Origin of the sequence: Lacticaseibacillus songhuajiangensis (assembly GCF_003946025.1) — a bacterium.
Classification (GTDB): domain Bacteria; phylum Bacillota; class Bacilli; order Lactobacillales; family Lactobacillaceae; genus Lacticaseibacillus; species Lacticaseibacillus songhuajiangensis.
Genome location: NZ_RHNR01000053.1, coordinates 1 through 15,670, shown reverse-complemented (window position 1 = coordinate 15,670; position 15,670 = coordinate 1). Strand labels below are relative to the sequence as shown.

16 protein-coding genes and 1 pseudogene are annotated in these 15,670 nt (G+C 53.4%); 9 read left to right on the top strand and 8 right to left on the bottom strand.

Annotated features, from left to right (window positions below; translation table 11 throughout):
• Nucleotides 1–140: 140 nt before the first annotated feature.
• From EKM97_RS10585 to EKM97_RS10565, 5 genes are all read left to right on the top strand, one after another.
• Complete coding sequence (locus EKM97_RS10585) at nt 141–1,823, top strand: sensor domain-containing diguanylate cyclase (protein ID WP_125572377.1); 1,683 nt, start codon at nt 141–143, stop codon at nt 1,821–1,823.
• Nucleotides 1,824–2,143: 320 nt separating this feature from the next.
• Nucleotides 2,144–2,578 (top strand): hypothetical protein, encoded by a 435-nt coding sequence (locus EKM97_RS10580; protein ID WP_125572376.1) that lies wholly within the window; start codon nt 2,144–2,146, stop codon nt 2,576–2,578.
• A gap of 9 nt (nt 2,579–2,587) precedes the next feature.
• A complete protein-coding gene (locus EKM97_RS10575) occupies nt 2,588–3,235 on the top strand; it encodes a histidine phosphatase family protein (protein ID WP_125572375.1) in 648 nt (215 codons plus the stop codon).
• A gap of 27 nt (nt 3,236–3,262) precedes the next feature.
• Nucleotides 3,263–3,748 (top strand): thioredoxin domain-containing protein, encoded by a 486-nt coding sequence (locus tag EKM97_RS10570; RefSeq protein WP_125572374.1) that lies wholly within the window; start codon nt 3,263–3,265, stop codon nt 3,746–3,748.
• Between the two features lie 360 nt (nt 3,749–4,108).
• Complete coding sequence (locus tag EKM97_RS10565; RefSeq protein ID WP_125572373.1) at nt 4,109–4,933, top strand: SLAP domain-containing protein; 825 nt, start codon at nt 4,109–4,111, stop codon at nt 4,931–4,933.
• Between the two features lie 76 nt (nt 4,934–5,009).
• Here EKM97_RS10565 and EKM97_RS10560 read toward each other — a convergent pair whose 3' ends face one another.
• The 7 genes and pseudogenes from EKM97_RS10560 to EKM97_RS10535 form a co-directional block, all read right to left on the bottom strand.
• Nucleotides 5,010–5,723, bottom strand: coding sequence for a histidine phosphatase family protein (locus EKM97_RS10560; RefSeq protein WP_125572372.1), 714 nt, complete (start codon nt 5,721–5,723; stop codon nt 5,010–5,012).
• 112 nt (nt 5,724–5,835) lie between these two features.
• A complete protein-coding gene (locus EKM97_RS10555; RefSeq protein ID WP_125572371.1) occupies nt 5,836–6,324 on the bottom strand; it encodes a GNAT family N-acetyltransferase in 489 nt (162 codons plus the stop codon).
• A 199-nt stretch (nt 6,325–6,523) separates the two neighbouring features.
• Nucleotides 6,524–6,700 carry a nucleoside phosphorylase-I family protein gene (locus EKM97_RS12240; protein ID WP_404820216.1) on the bottom strand — a complete coding sequence of 59 codons (177 nt, stop codon included), beginning with the start codon at nt 6,698–6,700 and terminating at the stop codon, nt 6,524–6,526.
• 109 nt (nt 6,701–6,809) lie between these two features.
• Nucleotides 6,810–7,193, bottom strand: a pseudogene (locus EKM97_RS12235) (phosphorylase family protein); the annotation flags it as partial.
• A gap of 133 nt (nt 7,194–7,326) precedes the next feature.
• On the bottom strand, nt 7,327–8,145 hold the full coding sequence (locus EKM97_RS10545) for a Cof-type HAD-IIB family hydrolase (protein WP_125572370.1): 819 nt from the start codon (nt 8,143–8,145) through the stop codon (nt 7,327–7,329).
• 88 nt (nt 8,146–8,233) lie between these two features.
• A complete protein-coding gene (locus EKM97_RS10540) occupies nt 8,234–8,887 on the bottom strand; it encodes a PhoU domain-containing protein (RefSeq protein WP_125572369.1) in 654 nt (217 codons plus the stop codon).
• 492 nt (nt 8,888–9,379) lie between these two features.
• The gene (locus EKM97_RS10535) at nt 9,380–9,808 is read right to left on the bottom strand and encodes a MarR family winged helix-turn-helix transcriptional regulator (protein WP_125572368.1); all 429 of its coding nucleotides are present in this window, start codon (nt 9,806–9,808) and stop codon (nt 9,380–9,382) included.
• Between the two features lie 144 nt (nt 9,809–9,952).
• On the opposite strand from EKM97_RS10535, the gene EKM97_RS10530 reads away from it, so the two are divergent.
• The 4 genes from EKM97_RS10530 to EKM97_RS10515 all read left to right on the top strand — a co-directional run bounded on the left by EKM97_RS10530 (nt 9,953) and on the right by EKM97_RS10515 (nt 14,430).
• Nucleotides 9,953–10,693 (top strand): hypothetical protein, encoded by a 741-nt coding sequence (locus EKM97_RS10530; protein ID WP_125572367.1) that lies wholly within the window; start codon nt 9,953–9,955, stop codon nt 10,691–10,693.
• Nucleotides 10,694–10,816: 123 nt separating this feature from the next.
• Nucleotides 10,817–11,614 carry a Cof-type HAD-IIB family hydrolase gene (locus EKM97_RS10525; RefSeq protein WP_225419276.1) on the top strand — a complete coding sequence of 266 codons (798 nt, stop codon included), beginning with the start codon at nt 10,817–10,819 and terminating at the stop codon, nt 11,612–11,614.
• 212 nt (nt 11,615–11,826) lie between these two features.
• Nucleotides 11,827–13,704, top strand: a complete 1,878-nt coding sequence (locus EKM97_RS10520; RefSeq protein ID WP_164507531.1) for a helix-turn-helix domain-containing protein — start codon at nt 11,827–11,829, stop codon at nt 13,702–13,704.
• A 225-nt stretch (nt 13,705–13,929) separates the two neighbouring features.
• Nucleotides 13,930–14,430 (top strand): DUF2798 domain-containing protein, encoded by a 501-nt coding sequence (locus tag EKM97_RS10515; protein ID WP_125572365.1) that lies wholly within the window; start codon nt 13,930–13,932, stop codon nt 14,428–14,430.
• Nucleotides 14,431–14,577: 147 nt separating this feature from the next.
• Here EKM97_RS10515 and efp read toward each other — a convergent pair whose 3' ends face one another.
• Nucleotides 14,578–15,141 carry an elongation factor P gene (efp, locus tag EKM97_RS10510; protein WP_125572364.1) on the bottom strand — a complete coding sequence of 188 codons (564 nt, stop codon included), beginning with the start codon at nt 15,139–15,141 and terminating at the stop codon, nt 14,578–14,580.
• Between the last annotated feature and the right edge of the window lie 529 nt (nt 15,142–15,670).

The following is a 15,670-nucleotide window of genomic DNA, read 5'->3' as shown; positions in this document are numbered from 1 at the left end:
CCTATGCATCTATTATACAACGATAACGGGTTAAGGAACTGTTACAGATAGCTTGGACAAATTATTCACCAGCCACTACTTACTACCAGAATATTTGGCGCCGCGGCTTTGTCCTAAACCAGGATCAACCGCGCAAACGGGTGCTGTACCGCATACTGCTCGCGGCGATGGCCATTGGTGTCGGCGGCGCGCTGCACCTGATGGGTTACCAGGTACTGTCGACCGCGATGATGTTCCACAACTTAGGGCTGTTTCTGCTGGTGCTGTCATTGCTGGATCAGGAGATTAACCTCGGGGAATACCTAGTGCGTGTGGTGGCGCTGGTGATCATCTGGGCGATGCACCATGCCGGTCATTTTGACCGGCCGCAATTCATCGTGTCGCTGGTATTGCTGGCCATTGCGCTGGTTTTCATCCGCCGCTTCAGCAGCACCATTCGCTTCACACCGATCATCAGCATGGCCGTCTTCGCCTACATCGCGATGAGCTTCTGGCTACTGCTACCGGACATTTCTGCCGGTGTGCACGTGACCACGCCGATTGCTTGGGAAGCCATCGGCATGCAGGTGGCCATGGCGATTGTGGCGACCAACTTCTGGATTGCCCAGCACCGCAGCGCTGAGCACACCGATGAGCTCGCGCAACTCGCGAATTACGATATGCTGACGAACGCCAAGACTTATTCCACTTATGAGCGTGACTTAGTGGCGCGGCTGGCCGAGGCGCGGACGCAGGGTGCGCCCTTAACGCTGGCGGCGCTGGACATTGACCACTTTAAGCAGATTAATGACGAGTACGGGCACCTGGCCGGTAACGCCGTGCTCATGGGCGTGGCCACGACGCTGGGCAAAATTCTGGCGCGCGACCACCACGGCGCCCAAATTTACCGGACTGGGGGCGAGGAGTTCAACATTCTCTTTCCTGGGCAGACACCGGCAGAAGTGCTCAAAATTGTCCGCGACTGCTGGCACACGATTCGCATTAGCCGCTTTAGTTATGAAGATTTCGATATTAAGGTCACCATTTCGATTGGGGTGACTGCGCTCCAGCCGGACGATGACATCGAATCCCTTTACAAGCGCGCTGATGACAACCTCTACCAGAGCAAACACAACGGCCGCGACGTCATCACAATTGAAGGCCAGACGCAAAATGCCAGCACAGGGAAACCCGTCTACGCCACCTATACCTACTTTACCCAGCAAATTGTGGATGCCAGTGCTCCGGGGATGCCCGTTGTCAGCAACGAACTGCTGCTGCGGCGGTATGACTACGAGCATGACCGCTGGATAGTGCCAGAGCGTTTCGATGTGTCGGCGCAAACACAGGTGGGGATGATCCGCGACATTTTGCCCAAACTGAAACCGCAGCGCTTGAACGTTAACTTGAGTCTGGAGCAGTTTGCTAGCGACAAGACGGCGGCGGCCTTCAGCGAACTCATGCAGTCTGCGGACGCGCCGGAAGCATTAGCCATTGAATTGCCCCAGATGCCCCAAATTGAAACCCTGAAGGCCATGGGGCCGCGGTATCATGCTGCTGACATCGCCATCTACATTGACGACGTCGGTAGTGATAATCACTACGATGAAGTGCAAAGCGTGCTCGATTACTTTGACGGCATGAAGTACGCCGTCCAGAACATGCGGCGCGCAGATAACGGCACGCGCAACATGGATCAGCGGCTCGCCTTCTGGGCACAAGTCGCGCAAGAGCACCACCTGCGCTTCATCATTGAAGGCATTGAGAGTAAGGCCGATGTTAGGTGGGCGCAGCAGCAGTTTGGTGCGCGCTACCTGCAGGGGTATTACTTTGACCGGCCGTAATTGCCGCGGCTGGATTAATTAAGTGGACCGCGGTACGGTTAGCTTCGGAGCACTAACGTAAACGGCCATCAATTCCTGGTTTGTGGGAATTGGTGGCCGTTTGGGTTAGGCGCAGGGAGCTGCATCGCGGTGCACGTTTGTAGGCCGTATCCTCACCGTAATTCAGATTGGTCAGGATACGGCCGGCGTTGGTGTTTATTTTGGTAAAGATAATGCCAGTAGCTTAATTCCAGCCGGGATTTTTGTATTCGCCAAAACGCGGCGCCGTAATCTACGCTATAATGGACTGCGAACGCTACCATTTTACCTGGGAGGCTGCTATGGGATTATTTAGTAAGAAGACGCCGGACTTTGCGCCGGACTACAAGGACCGGTACCTGGAGTTCGACAGCCGCAAGAAGACGATGCGGCTGAAGCTGAGCCGTATGAAGTCAGTGGTTTTCACGCAGGCGGAGCTCAAGGGCTACCAGTTGCTGCAAGATGACATTGTGATTTTCAATGCGGATGGCAAGCGCCTGGGACTGACCAAGGACAACACGCTGCCACCAATTACGCAGACGAACGAGCCAACTGAAGAGGAACCGGAAAAACCCGACGAGTTCTATACTTTTGAGCTGGTTGTGCGGACGACCACGGGTGACCACCACCTGAAGTTCATCAACACGCGGACACCGGTGAAGTCGCCTGCCTACAGTGATGCCATCCTGGATGCTGAGAACGTGCTGGTGCGCCTCGACCCGGTTTTGCCGGAATAGGGGCACGCGATGGCTGATTTATACTTAGTGCGGCACGGCGAAACCGTGATTAACGCACAGGAACGTTTTAATGGCGGCGGCGTTGATAGTCCGCTGACGGCAAAAGGCGTGGCGGGAGCGCGGCAAGTGCATGACCTGCTTGCCCCCGTGCGGTTTGACCGGATTATCTCGTCACCAATGCCGCGGGCGATGACCACAACAGAACTGATTGTGGGTGCCGATAAGCCAGTGACCATTGATCCGCGCTTGCGGGAGATGAGTCTCGGCGATTGGGACGGACAGTTGCTCGCCGACTGGGCCGGTAATGACGAGTTCATTAAGTACCGCCACCACATGGAACAGTGGGATTACGCCCGCTTTCACGCGGAAGGCTACCAGCACATGGTGCAGCGGGCAAGCGCAGCGTTTGATGATGCGGCGACCGTACTCGGTGAACACGGTCGCGGACTCGTTGTCAGTCACGGCATTGTACTGACCATCATGGCCAACATCCTGAACGGCACGCCCTTGGACCACGCACGGGACTCGGGCCAGCTAGCCAACACCAGCGTGACGGTATTGCACAAGCGCGCCGGTCAGTGGTCGATTCTGGTGTGGAACGTGACACCAGCCAACTTGGCGGCGCTCACGCCCACGCAGCACGCACTGCTTGATTAGCAATAGTTGCAGAAAGTAGGTTTTAACATGACAAATGCATTTGCAAAAGCGTACAGCTTGAACCTGGGCGCAGCGGCTGCACCGCGCGCCTTAACCATTGTGCTGAACTTGGGCTGCACCGACAGCCATGACTGGTTCAACGCCAACATCGAGGCACTGGATGCCGCTATTGCGGCCGGGCGCGTGCAGGCGCAGTTGGTATTTTGGAACAAGCAGAAACCAGCGCTCGCCAACGGCAACGTGGCCAATGGCTACATTGATTATCAGCACCCAGATGCCGCCTTCAAATTTGTTCGCGCAGTCTTTGCCAATCAGGAACCGCTACGCGCGGCGGCCGATCCAGCGGCATATCTGGAGAAGACCTACGGCGTAACGCGTTTTGCGGAAGCTGATGCGGCCGCAAAGGCAACGGCTGACGGCGTCGCAAACAGCGGCGTGAACTTTCTGCCGACCGTCATTGATGGGGATGTGCTGTACAGTGATGAAAAGATGAGTGAGCTGCCAGAATTGTAGGCTGGAAGATAGTTGCACTGCAAAGAACAGAGCTGCCCGTGTTTACCGATAAGATGGTGAATGCGGGTGGCTCTATTTTGTTGTGATTAAAATAACTAATTATTATCAACTGAAACTCATGCTAGTTATTGATTGCGGGGCCAGCCGTTTAGCAAGTCGTGATTATTATGTCGCTTGAATTCATCCTTATTAACGTTATTGAAATGATAAGGCGACGCGCATAATTGCGCGAATCGCGGCGAATAACCGAGGGATGCATTACTTATTTGCAAATTCTCGATTTTGTATTGCAATTTGTTATTATTAAGTGATATTTTAATGGCGTAGTTATTACGACTGTTATTTTCAGGAGGAGAAAATATGTCTAATTTTGGTACAAAGAAGCTTGTTGGTGCACTTGCCCTGGCTGTAGCGGCAATCGGGATTGGCACCGCGGTGCAGACCGGCGCACCAGCGCAGGCAACGATTGTGGATCAGGGATATTATTGGGACTCTGAAGGTTTGCACACTCGGACGATTAACTGGATTAATTATAATGGTACTAAGGTAGCTACCAAATCATTCAAAGCATATAATTTGGCCACGGTGAATATCGACAGTGTGGAATTGCCTAGCGGTTACCGTCTAGCTACCTATGATGAAATTCGTGCCCACAATATTCCCGCTGTCCCAGATCTGAATGATGGTGGTTCATGGAATATTGGCGAACAGACGACCTTCACGGGCTATGTTGTTTCTACTGCGAAGGTTGTCAAAGCCGACTACAACATCCCGTACAAGGGCGTTGTTAAAACCAAGAAGGCGACCAACGTCTACACCTTCGGCAGCAACTACGCACTGAAGAAGGGCAAGGCGCTCAAGAAGAGCTCTTCTTGGAAGACCAGTTACCTGCTCAGCGTGAAGGGCGCCCTCTACTACGGTGTTGGCGGCGGCCAGTGGGTGAAGGCGAGTGACGTTGCCATTCAGAAGATTGGTGTCGGCCACGTAAATTACAACAAGCACTACGGTATTCAGATTTGGAACGCCAAGCACGGGATTATCTACGACAAGTACGGTAAGGCGCGCAAGCTGAAGGGCCAGACCAACTGGAAGGTCTTCGGCACTGCAACCATCAAGGGTAAGAAGTACTACAACCTCGGGATTAACCAGTTTATGGAAGCTAAGTACGTGTCACTGCACAAGTAAACTTGGAAGATGGCAACACAAAAAAGCCAGTCGCTTAGACTGGCTTTTTGCATGCCATTTAGTTGCGTGACGTGGGTTAGTTCAGATCAAAATGCTGAGCAGGTTCGTCCTTGTTGCCGCCGCCGAGTTCAACGTACTTACGGCTGTTGTAGCTGAGCATGGTGAAGCCCTTCTTGCCGTAGACAACCTTGGAAACGGCCGCGTTCTTGATGAAGTCGGCGTCATCAGGCATCCCGAGGGAGTTGAGCCACAGCCAGATAATGGCACCATGGGCAACAACGAAGACGTTCTCCTGGCCGCGAATTTCCGCGTCCTGGGCAATCTTAGCCATCGTGGCCCCGAAGCGCATGATACTCATGCTGGCGTTTTCGGCAGCACCACCACCATTGTGCACATCGATGATCCGAACGAGGTCAACCATCTGCTTCATGTTCAGGGAAGCCACGTTTTCAACGCCCGCGTCCGTGAGCATTTTGCCCAGAGCACCCTGACGCTGGGTTTCCGGCTGGCCGTCAAACAGGCCAAAATTCTGTTCACGCAAGCCACTAAGTTGGGTGACAGGCAGGTTGATGTTCGCTGCGGCCAGTGCCAGCTGCGCAGTATCCGCTGCGCGTTGCAAATCACTGGAGTAAGCGGCATCGAAGGTGACCCCATCCTTAGCGAAGCCGCGGCCGAGCGCTTGCGCGTCCGCTGCACCGCGGGCCGTCAGGTTTGAGTTAACGACGCCCTGAACCACACCCTGAACGTTGTATTCCGTTTCACCGTGCCGTGTAAGCCAAAGTTGAACCATGCTATTTCCTCCTTGAGACGTTCTATTATCAATAACTTAATCGTCGCACATTTACCTACTTATTCATAGTAAATAGGCAAAATTTTGCAAAAAGCGCAGACCTAGTTTGCGCCTACAGATCAATTGTCATGACGGTAATCTCGCGTTCGTTGCGCGGACCTACCTCACCCATGACGGTGCGTACTGGGGTTAGGCCGAGCGCAGTCCAGAAAGCAAGGCCATCCTTGTTATCGCTGACGACGCCAAGTTCAAGGTGCTTGTAGCCGTGCTGCTTGAAGGCGGCACCGAGTTGCTCCATGACGGCGCGGCCATGGCCCTTACCATGGTCGGCGATTTCGAGCAGGCCGACGTAGATGGTAGTTTTTTCCGGATAGCTTTCAACGAGGTCAATCACGCCAATGTTTGCACCGTCTTGCTGAATCAGCCAGAAGTGCTTGGCGTGAACGTCGATGCCGTTGGGCAGGGCGTTAATGTCTTCTTCAACCGTGTCTGCGCTGGGAGCAGGTGCGCCAATTACGCGGTAGTAGTCGCGGTTCTGCTGGTAAATTGCTAGGACAGCGGCTTTGGCAGCAGCGGTATTTACAGGTGCAAAAGTGTACATGTTGATTCCTCTCTTTCGGGTTTAAGTATAGCATTGGCGCGCTACTGCTGACAGCGTGAGGCCGGTGAGGGTGCGATTGAGCTTCGTTTCCCTTTACTACGCTCAATCACAGCCTCACCTTCGCAGGTTGAAGCAAAATTCTGAGTAATGACGACAAATTAGCCAAGTTGTTTTTCGAAAATAGTTTAGTCGTGGACAATTATGATAGTTGCAGCAAGCAACGACTTCCCAACGCCAGTGCCGCCATCCGCGCACTCTCGCCGAAGTCACGAGCATCGTGACCACGCGCTGCCGCAAGGGAATCGCCCGTAAACAGAATTTGGCCGAACTGTACCTGCCGGAATTGGGCACATGCTGCTAGTGCCGCGCATTCCATTTCGACGACGGTGTAGCCAGCCTGGCGTCTTGCGGTGACCTTTTGCCGCCGTTTCGCGGAAGAAGGCGTCCGTTGTCCAGGTGTTGACGAATTTGGCCGCATTACCCTGACTCTCGATAGTTGCTTTGACCTGCATTGCAAAATCAGCGTCTAGGGTGATGCTATCGGCGGCGGGTAGGTAGTGGAAGGAGGTACCTTCGTCCCGCAATGCGCGCTGAACCACAAGAAATTCATTTTCGGCCTGGTCGTTGAGCACACCACAGGAACCAGTGGCAATAATCCGCCGCGCGCCATACGCAATCAGAAATTCCAATAGTTGGGTGGCTGCCGGTGCACCCAGCGGGGCGCGGCAGATGCCGACAGGCTCGCCGTCAACGATGACTTGCTGGACGTGAAACACGTTGGAGATGGTTTCAAACGTCGCGAGTACCCGGCCATGGTGGGCACGACAAAATTCGTCGATGCGCGTGGCATCGACGAATGCAAACAGCATGCGTTCTGGAAAGACGTAACCTTCATCGCGGAACGGATCAATGACCGCGTGCGGCGAATCGTCAAAGTTGAGTAATTCAAGCATGCACAGGACCTGCCTTCTTCGATAATTAGGCAAATTCTAGCACACATTGCTACATGGCGTATTTACGTAAGGCTTCCGCCACGCCGGCATGGTTGTTATCGGCAACAAAAGTCTTCAGCACTGCACGGACCTGTTTCAGGGAGTTACCCATCCCGACACCGAGTCCGGCAGCCTGCATCATCGGCAGGTCGTTTTCACCGTCGCCAACGGCCATGGTTGCCGCTAGCGGAATGTTCCAGAGCTCGGCCAAGTGTCGCAGAGCTGAACTTTTGGCGACGCCGCGTGCGGTCAGCTCGAGGTAAGTCGGTTTACTGCGGCTGGCGCTGATGTCCAGGCCGTTTTCTTGCTTGAGCAGCGCGTCGAGGCGGTCAATCGCGTCCGGTTCGCCCATGCACAGGATTTTGTGGACCGTCAGTCCTTTTTCGAGCGCTGGGGCGATATCCTTGGTTTCCGGCGTGAAACCGACGATTGCGGCTTCCTGATTGCTCCAATATTCGTGCGCATCGACGTACCAGTGGGTGCCGGCGTGCACATTAATTGAAATCGGCAAATGTGCGGCTTTAATCAAGCGGTAGATTCGCCAAGCGTCGCCGTCTGCCATGGGCTGCTGCAAAAGTGTGGTGAAGTTGCCGCTTTGCGGGTCATTTTGCACGATGAGCGCGCCGTTGAGCGTGACCATTGGCAGTGCCAGTCCGAGTTGCTGCGCAATTTGCACCATGCCTAGCGCTGGGCGTGCTGAGGCTAAGACGAAGTGGCCACCGGCCTGAGTATAATCGCGAATGGCCGCGATGACCTCTGGCTGCAGCTGGTTGTCACTGTCAATGAGCGTACCGTCAATATCACTAAGTACCAATTTTCGTTTGAGCATGAATCGTCCTCCCGTCTTGGTACCTCCAGTATAACGCGACCGGACCGCGCAGGCGGGCGGACTTTGTGCAAAATTCGCTGTAAAACACCTAATTATCAGCGCTCGTGACCTGTTTTTCCCGCCCGTAACCAATCCAGCGCGTGATGTCGACGACCTGGTCACCCATGAGCTCCAATTGTTGCAAAATCAGCAAGCAGGTAATCCCGTTTGCTAATTCGGCGTGTTGTTGCATGCTACTGCTGAGCAGTTGCCGGCCGCGGGCGTACGCTGCATCGACCCGGTCGTCCCCTGCGGTCAGCTGCTGGGCAACTTGCTGATCGCCCCGAACATAGGCGTCCGTAACCTGTTCAAGCAGCGTTTGCACTGCATAGGCTGCATCAATGATGCTGTCGCGAATTGCGGCGTCTGTCGTCAGCGCGTGCGCGGGTTGCACGTGCTGAGCAATCATGCTCGCACCATCGGCAATGAGCTCAATGTTGGCCGCAGTCTTGGCCGCGCGTAAAATGTGGTGCTGAACTGGGGCCGCGTGCACTTCGAGCGCGGCAGTACGCATGGCCAAAAACTCTAGGCGCTTCAGCGCATCGTTCATTTGCGCCTCGTCGTGTTGGACGCGGTCCGCCCGCATGGTATCACCAGTGCAGACCGTGCTCGCGGCATCGTAAACCATGCCGCCGGCCAGTAAACTCATCTCCGCAATCATGAAGTCGATGCGGTGTAATTTCTCCTCAACTGCAGTACTCATATCGTCACTCCCAGAATGTTTATCTTGAGCATAGCGCGCGGATGTAACCAACCGGCGCGACCGATGTAACGCTTGTGTAAGCAAAAGTAACGCCGCAGGTTCTTTTGTAACGAAACGATACAAAAGTCAGGCGGTAACCGCCGCAAAACAGTCTCATTTGAGGGGATGCTTTGCGTGGTGACCTTCGTTTTGACAGTGCTGCGCAATCAGAGCGTCCGCCTTTCCGGATAGTGCCCAGTAAGTGAGCGGGGCGCACAAAATGGCAATGATAATGACGATAATCATGAGATGACCTCTTTTGCTGTGCTTGGCGCTTGCTTGATGACACTTTAAGGATAGCGGGTGGGTGTAACGAGAATATGCGTCCCAAGTAATGTTTACGTAAGACTGTGTAACGAGTGGCGGCGAATGTAACGATTCGATACATTTGGGTAAACACAAAAAGGCCTAGTCGCGGCGCACTTGAGCGCGACGACTAGGCCAATACATTCTTTAGTTAGTCAGGTTGTGCTTCACCTGTTCAACGACACGCATGAAGGCAGCGGCGTCATCCTTGTCGACGCCCCGCAAAATGGCCTCGTCGATGCCGCGCATTTCTTCCTGCACGGAGCTGAGGATGCGGCGGGACTTACCTGTCAGGTGAATGGCGAGCAGGCGCCGGTCGCGCTTGGTTGGCCGCCGCGTAATCAGGCCAGCGGCTTCCATCTTTTTGAGGAGCACGGTTGCCGTGGAGGCGCGAATACCACATTCGCGTTCAACGTCGCGCTGGAAAATCTGCTCACCCAAGTGATCTGCTAGGTAATTCAGGACGCGTGCGGACGCGGCACTGATGCCTTGCTCGCGGGAGAAGAGTTCCAGTTCCCGCCTGATTAGATTGCTAATGAGACTAAATTGCTGTGCAATATCAACGACTTCATCCATAGTTTACCCCTCCATTGTGTCTAGCTTTCTAGGTAAATCTTACCGCATTGGGTAGAAGAGTCAAATACGAAATAATTGAAGCACAAGGGCGAGTTTGTTACTGTGTGGGTAACAAAAATACTGGAAAGAAAGTGGGTTAGTGACATGGAAATTCAGCTGAGAATTACGGATGCCCAAATGGTGGCGACGCTCCCGCAAGACCACGGCGACATCACAATTGACCGAAATCTCCAGGCAGGGGATGAAGATCTGCTGCTGGCCGCAAGTGAACACCGGATAATTGCCAGCGGCGCGTTTCCAGCTGGTACTGATCAGGCACTGCGTCTGCACTTGGGCTGGGACATTGAAACCGCCTATTTGCAGAAGGTCATGACGGCCGTCATCGCTGGCACTGATATTGCTGAGGTTGAATTACCAGCAGGTGTCTATCAGACCGTTAGCGCCATGTTCGCCGAAATTCGGCAAGTACTTGTGGCACTCGGGTATCAGTTCGGTCAGCGCCCAGTGGCCAAGAAGCGCCCCGCTAAAGCGCGGCACCGTTTCGACCGGCAATTGGCAGATTGCCCGTTCACAGTGTCCCGCAACGGCGCCAGTGCCACGGTGTTCTGGCGCAAGGCCAAAGAAATGGAAATTGCCGCGGGTGCGGTGCTCCGCAGGGACGGTATTCTGAATCAAGACGGTTCCGTCAGCTACGGCACGAAGTACGGTGACAAGTTGCGCGCGGATCACGCCGACGCCATTGTTAATGGGCGCACCGTTAAGCCGGTCGTGCTGCGCAGTGTGAACGAAATGGGGCTCTTTCTTTACTATGGCGACACCAACGGGTGGCTCGAATTGGTGGATGCAGATGGGCACACGCTGGATGAACTAACGAAGGTGCAATAGGCCCTTTGGGGCGGTAAATTAAATAAGATGTGTTCTTATTCGCAAATTTTGTGTGGCGCAATGACAAAATCACTGCTATCATCTTCATGTAAGCGATAACAATTTGCCTTAATGGGGGAACTGATGATGCAGGAACGCAAGCTGGTAGCTGTCGATATGGATGGCACCTTTTTGAACGATAAGATGGATTATGATCGAGCACTGTTCGGCAAAATTCACGAGCAGATGCTGGAGCAGGGGATCCGTTTCGTTGTGGCTAGCGGCAACCAGTACTACCAGTTGCGCTCGTTTTTTGAGGGCTACCCAGACATTGTCTACGTCTCGGAAAATGGGGCGCTCATTCGCGATGATGAGCAAATCTACTTTGACTCGGTATTTAGTGAGAACGCCGTGCACCAAATCATCGACGTGCTGCGCGCGTACCCTGCTGTACAGTGGGCGGCTTGCGGCGTGAAGGCAGCGTATGTGCTGAAGACGGCCGATGAGGCCTACATCGATGAATTGCGCAAGTACTACTACCGGCTGGAGCTCATTGATGAGCCGGGGGAGATTGATGATGACATCGTGAAGTTTGCCAGTTCGTGTCCAGACGCCGAAACCATGGCATACGTTGCGGAGTACCGGCGCCGTTTAGCCAGCATCGCGGAACCAACGTCTAGTGGGCATGGCGACATCGACATTATTCAGCCGGGGATGCACAAGGCGCGCGGGCTTGCCGAGCTCGGGACAGTACTGGGTGTGCCGGCGGCGGCCATGACGACTTTTGGTAATGGCGGCAACGATATTGAGATGTTGCAGTACGCCGGAGATGGCGTGGCTGTTGCCAATGCGGATGATGATGTCATCGCGGCGGCTAACCACGTCACGCTGAGTAATAATGAACAGGGCGTACTGCATTACATTAAGGAGCGGCTGCTGTAGACAGTCGTGATTGATAAAACAACGGATAAGGGTGTGCACGCCGCACGGCTTGCACATTTTTTTGTGTCGTTTTAATGACGACGATGACAGGGATGCCGCGCGCGACTACTTATTTGAGCGCTCTTTTGTCCTGCCGCTTAAATGTAACAAAATAAGTGGCAATTCATCATATAATGAAGTTAACAAAATCAAATGCAAAGGAATGCTGCGCGATGAAAACAACGACGACATTTAGTAAAGAAATTGGCCGGCTGTTTAAGCAGGTGCGCACGGATCAGGGGATGACCTTGGCCGAAGCAGCCGGCACCGAGGGCTCTTCATCCGCGCTGTCACGGTTTGAGCGCGGCGAAACGGATATTTCGGTTGCCCAGGCACAACTTGTTGCGCGGCATTTGGGACTTTCAGAAGGTGATTTGCAGCGGATGCTGAGCAGACTGCCGGGCGCATTTCCTTCGGAGACGGAACTGGCGATTCGGTGCCGAGATGAAGTTGCGCTGGTGTCCTATCGCGACCATTACCTCGCGGAGCACGTTGCGGATGCTGATAATTTTCTGCAGCAGATTGTGCGCCTCATGTTTAAGTATGCCCTGTTGCGGCCGAGTGCCGGCGCGCACCTGAGTGCAAGCGAGGAACAGCAACTAGCGACCTTCTTGCGTTACCCGATGCTGAGTGATTTGCATGGTTGTGTGCTGCTGACGTGTTTGCCCTTTGCGAGCACAGAACTCTTGAATTTGATCTTTGATTGGTGGGTAGAAGCAAATCCGGAGATTGCTGTTGCCCACTCGCTGGAAAAGCAAAAGGTGCTTTATATTCTTGCCTGGTGCGGTCTTGTGCGCGGTGACACTGAGCTGATGGCGAAAGTAGCACCGGGTATTCAGGAAATTTTGGCTAAATTCTCCGCGGATTTGGTTGTAGTTGAGGGCGCGCAACTTTTCTTACTACAACAAAAGCAGCTGCAGCAGCCGAACGCGCAGATTGAAGCGGACATGAAGCGGCGCATGCAAATCGTGGAAAAGTATACGGGCAATCAGCAGTGCAATTGGCTGCGCGAACTAATGGCAACGCTGAACACTGACGCTGCCGTTTGGCACAATTCAACAATTATGCAGCCGGAATACGATGCAGACCTAGCCGCGCGGGTGCGCGCAGCCGGTAGCACGACGCAGCGCCGATCGGCGACAGGGGCAGTAGTTGGCGCTGTGCGGCAGTGTTTTCAGCTCACGATGACCCAGGCGGCGGTCAATTGGACCGCGCCAACTCAACTGCGGTACGAGCAAGGCAAGTTAAACTTGCGCTTCTGTAACCATCTGGAATTATTGAACCGCCTGGTCGTGTTTGATAATCGTAATTCCATGGATATGAGTAATTACGATGATTCGCCAGATGTGGCGCTGCAAAACACCATTCAGAATTATTTCTTCAAGGTCGAGGATGATCCGGCGAGTGTGCCAGACGAGGCGACCTTTATTCGTCAAACAGTGGCGGACGTGTATACGAAGGGACATGACTGGCCAAAGTGGTATCTTGACGCGGTGGCGTCCCTAGTCCCCGTTTTGTGCACGGTTTACCATGGCACGATGGACTGGGAGTTGCCCGAAGCCTGCCAGCGGGCATTGCAACACTTTAAGCAGGCGCGCCGCTTGACGGCTAGTGAATTGATGCTGATTACGCAAATGACAATTGCCGCGGGGGATGATGCCTTTCTGATTTGGCAGACGATGCGGCGCGAACGTGCGCAGCTGACGGAATACATGTTGATTGATTCGACCTACCAAACAGCGGTTAGCTTGGCTTACCACCGCCGAACGGATTTGCTCAGGCAGATGCATGAGGAACTGGCGATGGAAGCGAGCAGTTATGCCGACCCCGTTAACGGTGAAATCCGGCGGCAAGTTGAACTCTTTGTGGCTCGCGGGACGCAACTACCAGATTTTGAAGCGAAGAGCACCCAATTTAAGGAAGAATTGGCCTTCCTCGGTTGGCAGTTTTATTTGAACGTGTACAAGTACAACGAGAAGCGGGTGATCGCTGGCGCCCCAGAATTAGCGGCGAATGAAGACAAAACTGAGGGACCAGTTTTCTTTGAATAATGGACAACAAAACTCATGAAAACGAATTCCTGAAAATAAAGCTTACGAAAATGAAAATTTTCTGCTAGTGTTGTTTTTATGGCCGCCGGTTTGACGGGAAATGGGGCGCGTTCGGGGATGTTTCAGTCCCGCGCCAGAAAGCTCTGCTAGGTAAAGCGGATGTTTGCTGGTGTCGCCTTTTGTACCAATGATAAGCCGCAAATTTACGGTTACAGGAGTTTTATTGTGCCAAAGAATTTTAAAGAAGAAGTTATTTTCACACTCATCATGGCTGGGCTGATGGTCCTCGTGATGGCCGGCTACAACGTCGCCCTTGCAGACGGTTTTAGCTCCGGATACATTCTCGAAGTGCTGACGGGTTACCCACTGGCACTGGTTGTTGCCATTGCCCTCGACATGCTGATTGTTGGGCCTACCGCCAAGCACATTTTCTTCAATCACATCTTCAAGCCTGAAATGGAAAAGAAGCCTGCAATCATCGGCATCTGCATTTCTGTTTTGATGGTTGCCGGGATGGTGACGCTCATGTCCGCATTCGGGATGATTGTGACGCATAACTTCGCTGGCAACATTGTGCTCACCTACCTGCACACCTGGGCATTCAACGTCCTGATGGCACTGCCATTGCAGCTGCTCATCGTCGGACCAATCGCCCGCGGGGTACTTGGCGCTGTGCAACGCCGTAGTGCTAACGATGAAGAAGAATCCGCTGTTGAAGCAGATTAATCAACTAACTAACTATAGTAATGAAGCGCCGGAGCTGAGCCCCGACGTTTTTATTTTGGCCAAAATGTGGCTGAAGACGCAAAAACAGCGCCGGTGCAAATCCACTAAAATGGATTCTCACGGGCGCTGTTTAAGTTACGCGTTGAATTATTCAGCGGCGCGCTTGGAGTAGGTGCCACGGTCAGTGTTGATAATCAGGGCTTCGCCTTCCTTGATGAAGTCAGGCACGTTGACGACCAGGCCAGTCTCCATCGTTGCAGGCTTACCAGAACCGGAAACAGTCGCACCCTTAATGGAAGGACTCGTTTCGGTCACCTTGAGGGTGACCGTGCTTGGCAGGCTAATCCCGATAACCTCGGTGCCGTAGAACTCAATGTTCACGTTCGTGTTTGGCAACAGGTAGAGTAGTTCGCTTTCGATGGAAGAGGTTGCCAGTTCATACTGTTCGTAAGTTTCCAAATCCATGAAGAAAGCTGTGTCATCCTGGGTGTACAGGAACTGGGCAGCCTTAGTTTCGAGAACCGCCATTTCCACCTTTTCGGTAGGGCGCATCGTGGTCTGCACGATGGAACCGGAGCGGACATCGTAAAGCTTCATCTGCATCACGGTGTTACCCTTACCTGGCTTGTGGTGGTTGGTTTCGAGAACCTTGATCAACTTGCCATCCTTTTCGAATGCCATTCCGCGCTTTAAGTTAATTGCTTCAACCATGTTTGTTTTTCTCCTTTTGAGGCAGAGCCGTGCCAATTGCATGTCACGTCTGTGTCTGTGATTGTCTTTACCGCCAGTGATTTTGCCTTACAGCTGCGGCGGCGGCAGCGGTACGACCAGCGCGCACCGGCTATGCCCAAAGTAGATAAACATCTTGGTTACTCCATTCATTGCGGGTTTTCCCGCCGTATTGGCCGCTAGGCCGTCACCTGCCATTATAACAAAAAAATAGTGAGGCGTCCCAAAGTTAAATTTTGTCACGTTTGACGCGTTGTTACTGTCCGTAAGCGTAAGTCATGAAACTTTCATCCGCAAGGATGCAGGAATTGAAAATAGTGGTTAGACCGAAGGTCGGAACTGGGCCGGATTAGCTTCGCTCCCGGGAAGGGTGTGCGTGGGACCGTTCCAGCCAGCTGCGCTGTCTTCCACTGGCGATTTTGCCGCAAACCCGTCGGCAAAATCCCGCTCCTAACGAAAGTGGCGGTGTACATTTCGCACAAAGTTCATGTGCGAAACATACACTGCCATT